Origin of the sequence: Micromonospora sp. M51 (assembly GCF_018070305.1) — a bacterium.
Classification (GTDB): domain Bacteria; phylum Actinomycetota; class Actinomycetes; order Mycobacteriales; family Micromonosporaceae; genus Micromonospora; species Micromonospora parva.
In genome coordinates, this window is sequence record NZ_JAGPXZ010000212.1 from 1 (window position 1) to 8,298 (window position 8,298).

8 protein-coding genes, 1 pseudogene and 1 riboswitch are annotated in these 8,298 nt (G+C 73.6%); of the genes and pseudogenes, 7 read left to right on the forward strand and 2 right to left on the reverse strand.

Annotated elements, in window-relative coordinates:
• From KBX53_RS13885 to KBX53_RS13900, 4 genes are all read left to right on the forward strand, one after another.
• The coding region (locus KBX53_RS13885) for a tetratricopeptide repeat protein (RefSeq protein ID WP_210859632.1) at nucleotides 1-707 on the forward strand (707 nt) is incomplete at its 5' end.
• A 111-nt stretch (nucleotides 708-818) separates the two neighbouring features.
• Entirely contained in the window at nucleotides 819-1,376 is a 558-nt protein-coding gene (def, locus tag KBX53_RS13890; RefSeq protein ID WP_030335682.1) for a peptide deformylase, read from the forward strand.
• A gap of 5 nt (nucleotides 1,377-1,381) precedes the next feature.
• Nucleotides 1,382-2,308, forward strand: coding sequence for a methionyl-tRNA formyltransferase (gene fmt / locus KBX53_RS13895; RefSeq protein WP_030335684.1), 927 nt, complete (start codon nucleotides 1,382-1,384; stop codon nucleotides 2,306-2,308).
• The gene (locus KBX53_RS13900; RefSeq protein ID WP_210859634.1) at nucleotides 2,305-3,741 is read left to right on the forward strand and encodes a transcription antitermination factor NusB; all 1,437 of its coding nucleotides are present in this window, start codon (nucleotides 2,305-2,307) and stop codon (nucleotides 3,739-3,741) included. Before fmt ends, KBX53_RS13900 begins: the two co-directional genes overlap by 4 nt.
• A 49-nt stretch (nucleotides 3,742-3,790) precedes the next feature.
• On the opposite strand, the pseudogene KBX53_RS13905 reads toward KBX53_RS13900, so the two are convergent.
• A pseudogene (locus KBX53_RS13905) lies at nucleotides 3,791-4,647 on the reverse strand (septum formation family protein).
• 82 nt (nucleotides 4,648-4,729) lie between these two features.
• On the reverse strand, nucleotides 4,730-5,623 hold the full coding sequence (locus tag KBX53_RS13910) for a septum formation family protein (RefSeq protein ID WP_030335687.1): 894 nt from the start codon (nucleotides 5,621-5,623) through the stop codon (nucleotides 4,730-4,732).
• Between the two features lie 253 nt (nucleotides 5,624-5,876).
• Here KBX53_RS13910 and rpe point away from each other — a divergent pair, with 253 nt between their 5' ends.
• The 3 genes from rpe to ribD all read left to right on the forward strand — a co-directional run.
• Nucleotides 5,877-6,557: a ribulose-phosphate 3-epimerase gene (gene rpe, locus KBX53_RS13915; RefSeq protein WP_030335689.1), complete on the forward strand. Its 681-nt coding sequence runs from the start codon at nucleotides 5,877-5,879 to the stop codon at nucleotides 6,555-6,557.
• A gap of 1 nt (nucleotide 6,558) precedes the next feature.
• Nucleotides 6,559-7,515, forward strand: a complete 957-nt coding sequence (locus KBX53_RS13920; RefSeq protein ID WP_030335691.1) for a response regulator — start codon at nucleotides 6,559-6,561, stop codon at nucleotides 7,513-7,515.
• A gap of 78 nt (nucleotides 7,516-7,593) precedes the next feature.
• Nucleotides 7,594-7,764, forward strand: a riboswitch (FMN riboswitch).
• Nucleotides 7,765-7,931: 167 nt separating this feature from the next.
• Nucleotides 7,932-8,298 (forward strand): bifunctional diaminohydroxyphosphoribosylaminopyrimidine deaminase/5-amino-6-(5-phosphoribosylamino)uracil reductase RibD (ribD, locus tag KBX53_RS13925; protein WP_210859636.1); only part of this gene is annotated, 367 nt, incomplete at its 3' end.

The following is an 8,298-nucleotide window of genomic DNA, read 5'->3' on the forward strand; positions in this document are numbered from 1 at the left end:
GGCCGGACCTGGCCGTGGCCCAGCGCAACGCCCTGGCCGGGGCGCAGCGCAGCGGCGACCGACCCGGGCAGGCGAACGCCCACCGCGACCTCGCCCGGGTGCTGTCCCGGCTGGGTCGGGTCAACGAGGCGGCGAGGACCTACCGCCAGGCCCTGACGATCTTCGCCGAGCTGGGTGACCACACCGGGCAGGCGCGCACCCACCGGGCCTTCGGCGCGATGCTCGACGGGCTCGGCCGGCACGCCGAGTCGCTGGAGCAGAGCGAGCGCGCCCTGGCGCTGTACCGCAGCGCCGGCCACGTCGCCGGGGAGGCCAGCGCCCGCAACGCGGTGGGGTGGGCGTACGCCCAGCTCGGTCGGTACCCGCCGGCGCTCAGCCACTGCCGGGAGGCGTTGGCGCTGCTGCGGACGACAGGCGACCGGCACGGTGAGGCGAACACCTGGGACAGCCTCGGCTTCATCCACGCCCGGCTCGGTGAGCACCGGGCCGCGATCCGCTGCTTCCAGCGGGCGCTCGGGCTGTACCGGCGGGTCAGCGACCGCTACGACGAGGCGGACACCCTGTCCCGGCTCGGCGAGAGCCGCCAGGCGGTGGGGGACGCGGCCGGTGCCGCGCGCACCTGGCGGCGGGCCCTGGGCATCCTCGACGACCTCGGCCACCCGGACGCCGAGCGGGTGCGTGACCTGCTCGACCGGGCCGCCCGGTGACGCTGGGCACACCGGCGGTGGTTGATCGAGGTGCGCCGCCCGGCGTCCGGCCGGGCACTCCGTAGACTGGTACGGCACCGCTCGTCCACCCCGAAGAAGGAGCCGTCCCGCGTGACCGTCCAGCCCATCCGTCTGTTTGGGGATCCGGTGCTGCGCACGCCGGCCGATCCGGTGGTCGACTTCGACGCCGAGCTCCGTCGGCTCGTCGCCGACCTCACCGACACGATGCGTGAGCAGAACGGCGCCGGCCTGGCCGCGCCGCAGCTCGGTGTGAGCCTGCGGGTGTTCACCTTCGACGTCGACGACGTCCTCGGGCACCTGATCAACCCGGTGCTGGAGTTCCCCGACGAGGAGGAACAGGACGGCCCCGAGGGCTGCCTGTCGATCCCCGGGCTGTACTTCGACACCAAGCGCCGGCAGAACGTGGTCGCCAAGGGCTTCAGCTCGTTCGGCGACCCGGTGCAGATCGTCGGCACCGGTCTGATGGCGCGCTGCGTGCAGCACGAGACCGACCACCTCGACGGGGTGCTCTTCCTGGACCGACTGGACCCGGAGGGGCGCAAGGAAGCCATGAAGGCGATCCGCCAGGCCGAGTGGTACGACGCGGCGGCCCCGCCCACGGTCAAGCTCAGCCCGCACATCAGCGACCCCTTCGGTCTGGGGCGCTGACCCGGATGCGCGTGATCTTCGCCGGTACGCCGGCCGTCGCCGTGCCCGCCCTGGCCGCCGTCGCCGCCTCCCGGCACGAGCTGGTGGCCGTGGTCACCCGGCCCGACGCGCCCGCCGGGCGTGGCCGCGGTCTGTCCCGTTCCCCGGTCGGCGCGTGGGCCGACGAGCATGGCGTGGAGGTGCTCACCCCGGCCCGCCCCCGCGACCCGGAGTTCCTCGACCGGCTGCGCGAGCTGGAGCCGGACTGCGTGCCGGTGGTCGCCTACGGCGCACTGGTGCCGCCGGCGGCCCTGGAGATCCCCCGGCACGGCTGGATCAACCTGCACTTCTCCCTGCTGCCCGCGTGGCGTGGCGCCGCGCCGGTGCAGCACGCCGTGCTGCACGGCGACGAGCTGACCGGGGCCAGCGTCTTCCAGTTGGAGGAGGGCCTGGACACCGGGCCGGTCTACGGCACGCTGACCGACGAGATCCGCCCCGCCGACACCTCCGGTGACCTGTTGGAGCGACTCGCCGACTCCGGCGCCGGGCTGCTGGTGGCGGTGCTCGACGCGATCGCCGACGGCACCGCCCGCGCCGAGCCGCAGCCCGCCGACGGGGTGTCGCTGGCACCGAAGCTGACAGTGGATGACGCGCGGGTGCGCTGGGGCGACCCGGCCTTCGCCGTGGACCGGCGGATCCGGGCCTGCACGCCCGCGCCGGGCGGCTGGACCACCTTCCGCGACGAGCGGGTGAAGCTCGGCCCGGTGTCCCCGGTGCCTGACGGCCCCGAGCTGAAGCCGGGGCAGTTGCTGGTGGAGAAGTCCCGGGTGCTGGTCGGCACGGCGACAGTGCCGGTGCGTCTCGGTGAGGTCCGCGCCGCGGGCAAGCGGGCCATGGGCGCGACCGACTGGGCGCGCGGCGTCCGGGTCGGCGCTGGAGAGGAATTCGCGTGACGGCACCGGAGGGAACCCGCCCGACGCGCTCCGGCCCGTCGACCGGCCGGGGCGGGGATCGCCGCCCGACCCGGCCACCACTGGACCGACCGCGTCGCGCCGCGTACGAGGCGGTGGCGGCGGTGCACCGGGACGACGCGTTCGCCAACCTGGTGCTGCCGACCATCCTGCGCGAGGAGGGGCTGTTCGGTCGGGACGCGGCCTTCGCCACCGAGCTGACCTACGGCACCCTGCGCAACCTGGGCACGCTGGACGCGATCCTGACCGACGCGGCCGGCCGGGACGTGGCCCGGATCGACCCGCCGGTACGCGACGCGCTGCGGCTCGGGGCGTACCAACTCCTGCACACCCGGGTGCCGGCGCACGCCGCGGTCTCGTCCACTGTGGACCTGGTCCGCTCGGTCGCACCGGGGGCCACCGGCTTCGCCAACGCGGTGCTGCGTGAGGTGTCCAGCCGGGACGCGGACGCCTGGGTGGCGAAGCTCGCCCCACCGATGGAGACCGACCCGGTCGGGCACCTCGCGTTGGCGTACAGCCATCCGCAGTGGATCGTGCGGGCCTTCTCCGAGGCGCTCGGCGGCGACCTGGGGGAGACGGCCCGCCTCCTGATCGAGGACAATGAGCGCCCGCCGGTGCACCTGTGCGCCCGGCCCGGCCTGATCGACCCGATCGAGCTGGCCGACCAGGTCGGCGGTGCGCCCGGCGCCTTCTCGCCGTACGCCGTCTATCTGCCCGGCGGCGCGCCGGGTGACATCCCGGCGGTGGCCGACGGCCGCGCCCACGTCCAGGACGAGGGCTCCCAGCTGGTGGCCGCCGCGCTCGCCGACGCGCCGTTGGACGGCCCGGACGGGCGTTGGCTGGACCTGTGCGCCGGCCCGGGTGGCAAGGCCGGGTTGCTCGGCGCGCTGGCCGCGCAGCGGGGTGCCCGGGTGACAGCGGTCGAGGTGGCCGAGCACCGCGCCCGGCTGGTCTCGCTGGCCACCCGGGATCTGCCGGTGGCAGTGCTGACCATGGACGGCCGTGAGGTCGGCGGCGACCCCAAGCTTCCCGAGCAGCACTTCGACCGGGTGCTGGTGGACGCGCCGTGCACCGGGTTGGGCTCGCTGCGTCGTCGGCCGGAGTCGCGCTGGCGTCGCCAGCCGTCGGACCTGCCGCCGCTGACCCGGTTGCAACGGGAGTTGCTCGGCGCCGCGCTGCGGGCGGTCCGCCCGGGCGGCCTGGTCGCCTACGTCACCTGCTCGCCGCACACCGTCGAGACGCACGTGACGGTGACCGAGGCGGCCCGCCGCAGCGGGGTTCCGGTGGACTTCGTCGACGCCCGGCCGCTGCTGCCGACCGGCATGCCCGGTCTCGGCGACGGGCCGACCGTGCAGCTGTGGCCACACCGCCACGGCACCGACGCGATGTTCCTCGCCGTCCTACGCCGGGGCTGATCCGACCCACGCGTCCGGCCGGTCACCCGACCGGCCGGACGCCGTTGGCCTAGGTGACCGGAAGGCCCTTGGTGCCGGCGTTCTTCATCGACCGGGTCAGGTTCCGGTCGGAGATCCAGAGGAAGCACTGCACGCCCCGGTTGCCGTTGCGCCACTCCTCCTCGTACGGCTGGTAGTAGATCGTCCCGGCGCGGAAGTCCAGCTGGGAGTTGTCCGGAACCTTGGCGTACTTGGCGATCATCGTCTGGCAGGCCCGGTGGGTCCGCTTGACGTCGCTGGTGAACCTGGCGTAGCTGACGTCCGGGGCCTGCCAGACGCCGACGAACTCGGCGTGGTGCTTGGCGGTGCAGGAGACCGGCACCATCTCGTCGATGTCGTCCTTGACCATCTTCGGGTTGAAGCAGCGGTACGCCAGCGGGGCCGCGCCGGACAACGCGCCCCGGAGGCTGCCGGTGCGCAGGTCGACGGCGGTGTCGTCGATGCTGGCGATCTCGGTGACGTCGCAGCGGTACCAGCGGGCCCCGCCCGACCAGGCCTGCGGCGACGGCAGCACGCCGGTCAGGCCGTGCCGCCCGGACCGCCAGTCGGCGCCCACCGCCTGGGGGACCGCGGGGTCGCCCGCGGCCGGCGCGGTCCGCCGTCGGCGCCCGGGCCGGTGAGGGTGCCGACGGGCATGGTCTCGCCCCGGTGCGCCTCGGTGCACGGCGTCGGGTTGTAGCCGGTCAGGAAGCCGACCTGCTGGGAGCTCTGGTGGCAGACGTCGGCGGCGGGGACGAACTGTTGCGCCGCGACGGGCGCCGGCCAGTCGTCGGTGAGGTCACTGTCGACTCCGGCGGGTGCGCCGCACCCGGCCAGCGCCAGGGCCAGCGCCCCGCCCCCGGCCAACGTCGCCAACCACCGTCGCATCCCGACCTCCCGCCGCCGGTGGCCCCCGACCGGACCCAACCGGTCGGTAGCGCCACGGCGCAGCAGCATACGGCACCGATGCTCAGATCGCGGGCAGTCCCTCGGGGCCGACCCCGCGCATCGAGCGGGTGAGTTTGCGGTCGTCGCTCCACAGGAAACAGCGCACTCCACGGTCGCCCTCCTCCCACTCCCGCTGCGAGGGCGGGTAGTAGATGGACCCGGCCCGGTACGGCAACTCGCTGTTGTTGGGCACCGCCGCGTACTCGGCGATCAACGCCATGCAGCGCTGGTGCGCCTGCTCGGCGGATTTGGTGAACTCCGCCCAACTCATGTCCCGCTCCTGGTAGACGCCGACGAACTCGGCGCGGTGCGGCTCGGTGCAGAGCACCGGCGCCATGTAGTTGAGGTTGTCGCCGATCAGCTTCGGGTCGAAGCAGCGGTGCGTCAGGGGCGCGTCGCCGATCAACGCCCCGCGCAGGCTGCCGGTGCGGTTCACCGGGCGGGTGTTGTCGATGCTGCCGGTCTCGCTGAGGTCGCAGCGGAACCAGCGGGCGCCGCCGGCCCAGGCGGGCGCGGACGGCAGCGCGAGGGACAGCGCGAGTCGGGCGGTGTGCCAGTCACCGCCGAGCACCTCGCGGGCCCGCTGGTCGCATTCGGCGCGGGCCGTGCGCAGCGCCGACGACCCGGGTTCCGGTCGGGTCTCGGTCAGCGCGTCGGGGCCGACGAAGGTGCCGACGTGGATGGTCTCGGCCAGGTGGTTGCGCGCGCAGTCCACCGTCTCGTACGTGCTGGCCTGCACGACGGTGGCGATCCGCGGCAGGCAGGTGTCGGTGGCGGGGGTGAACGGCTTGGGCACCCGCAGCGTCGGCCAGTCGTCGGTGAGATCACCGTCCGCGCCCCGGGCCGGCGTGCAGCCGGTCAGCAGCAGCATCGTCGTGACGCCGGCCAGCACCAGCGCTGGAAGCCACCGTCGCATCGTCTGCCTCCCGGGAGCTGGCGGCCGGTCACCGCGCCCCGCGGCGAGACCCCGGCGGGCGTGCAGCCTACGGCACCGTCCCGCTTGGAGTGTCGTCGCGTTTCCGTCGTTCGGCCAGCCGCCGATGTCTGTTCGTCCGGATTCAGGAATCCGGAGCGTCCAATTCTGCACCACTGGTCACTGCTGGGTCACAGCGCGTCGGAGTTGGTGCCGCGATGCCGGTGGCGGGTGGCCACGTTCGTACACTGGCCCGGTGACCGTACCGCCGCCGATCGTCGCGCCGAGCATCCTGGCCGCCGATTTCGCCCGCCTCGCCGAAGAGGTCCGTGCCGTCGAGGACGCCGCGGACTGGTTGCACGTCGACGTGATGGACAACCACTTCGTGCCGAACCTGACCATTGGGCTGCCCGTGGTGCAGAGCCTGCGGGCTGTCACGGCGATGCCGTTCGACGTGCACCTGATGATCGAGGACCCGCGCCGGTGGGCGCCCGGGTACGCCGACGCCGGGGCGTACAACGTCACCTTCCACGCGGAGGCTTCCGACGACCCGGTGGCGCTGGCCAAGGACCTGCGCTCGGCCGGTGCGAAGGCGGGCCTGGCCATCGACCGGGACACCCCGATCGAGCCCTATCTGGACCTGCTGCCCAGCTTCGACACCCTGCTGATCATGACGATCAAGGCGGGCTTCGGTGGGCAGCGGTTCATTCCGCAGCTGCTGGAGAAGGTGCGCACGGCCCGGCGGCACGTGTCGGCCGGGCACCTGGAGCTGCGCATCGAGGTGGACGGCGGGATCGCCGCCGACACCATCGAGCAGGCGGCCGCGGCGGGCGCCGACGCGTTCGTGGCCGGCACCGCCGTGTACGGGGCCGCCGATCCGGCGGAGGCGGTACGGCACCTGCGGGCACTGGCGGAACGCGCGGCTCCCGGGGCCTGAGGTGGAGCCCGAGGCCGACCGCAAGGACGTCATCCTCGTCGTGGACGACGACGAGGACATCGCTCGTTTCGTCGACTTCAACCTGCGGCTGCACGGCTTCGAGGTGATCCACGCCGGTGACGGCCAGGAGGCCCTGGAGGTCATCGAGCGCCAGCGGCCGGATCTGGCGGTGGTCGACCTCATGATGCCCCGGATCGACGGGCTGGAGCTGACCCGGCGGCTGCGCGCCGACCCGATGACCTCCGCCCTGCCGGTGATCATGCTGACGGCCAAGGGGATGACCGTCGACAAGGTGCACGGGCTCAGCGCCGGCGCGGACGACTACCTGGTCAAGCCGTTCGACACCGCCGAGCTGGTGGCCCGGGTGTCGTCCACGTTGCGCCGCAACAAGGAGTTCCGGGAGGTCTCCCCGCTGACCGGGCTGCCCGGCAACAGCCGGATCCGTCGGGAGATCAGCGACCGGGTCCGACAGGGCGTGGACTACGCGGTCGGCTACGTCGACATCGACCGGTTCAAGAGCGTCAACGACCGGTACGGCTTCGTCCGTGGCGACGACTTCATCTCCGCGCTGGCCCGCAGCCTGCACCGGGCGGTGGTGGGCGTCGGGCTGCCACCGGCCTTCCTCGGTCACGTCGGCGGTGACGACTTCGTCATCGTCTGCGCCCCGGACCAGGTGCGCCCGTTGACGTCCCAGGCGGTGGTCGACTTCGAGAACGCCGCCGACACGCTCTACGACCCGACCGACCGGGAACGCGGCTTCGTCGAGTTGAAGGACCGGCGGGGCACCATCCGGCGGGCCGCCCTGGTCACCCTCTCCATCGGGGTCTCCCTCTCCGACGCCGGCAAGCGGTTCTCCGACCCTCTCGAGGCGATCGCGATGGCCTCGGAGATGAAGACGGTCGCCAAGAGTCAACCGGGCTCGTACGTGGCGGTGGACCGGCGTCGCGGCGTCACCTGAGCGTGATACCGCTGTGAAGTAGCTCGCCTAGGTGGCGGCGGAGCCGGATCGGCGTGTAAGACTTCCCGTGTACCCACCACGCGCTGGCGGGACTCGGTGAAATTCCGAACCGGCGGTGATCCACGGTCCAACCGTGGTCAGCCCGCGACCCGGACGGCTCTGCCGCCCGGTGGACCTGGTGAAAATCCGGGGCCGACGGTTGGGGGCGGTTCGTCCGCGCCCAGACAGTCCGGATGGGAGACAGCGCGCGGGACGGACGGGTCCGAGCCGACCGCTGGCGTCAGCGTGCCGTGCCGGCCCTCCGGGGGCGGCTGTGCCGTTCCCGGATTCCGCCACCGCCTGCCCGTGGCCCCATGGCCACCGCCTCCCTGACCGCCCGCGCGCGGACCGGCGAGTGAGAGGGCAGGGGCAGGGCGATGGCCAGCGTCTCCGTTGACGAGGCGATGCGGCGTGCGATCGAGTTGGCGGCGCGCGGGCTCGGCACCACCAGCCCCAACCCGGTGGTCGGGTGCGTGCTGCTCGACTCCGACGGCGAGGTCGTGGGCGAGGGCTTCCACGCGTACGCCGGTGGCCCGCACGCCGAGATCGTCGCCCTGGCGCAGGCCGGCCGGCGGGCCAAGGGCGGCACCGCTGTCGTCACCCTGGAACCCTGCGATCACACCGGCCGCACCGGCCCCTGCAGTTCCGCGCTCGTCCAGGCCGGGGTGGGTCGGGTGGTCATCGCCGTGCCCGACCCCAACCCGGTCGCGTCCGGGGGCGCCGCCACCTTGCGCGCCGCCGGGG

What these genes read in the sequence shown, in the direction of transcription:
- fmt (WP_030335684.1), top strand. Translation starts at nt 1,382, where the DNA reads ATGCGCGTGATCTTCGCCGGTACGCCGGCCGTCGCCGTGCCCGCCCTG.
- KBX53_RS13910 (WP_030335687.1), bottom strand. Translation starts at nt 5,623, where the DNA reads ATGCGACGGTGGCTTCCAGCGCTGGTGCTGGCCGGCGTCACGACGATG.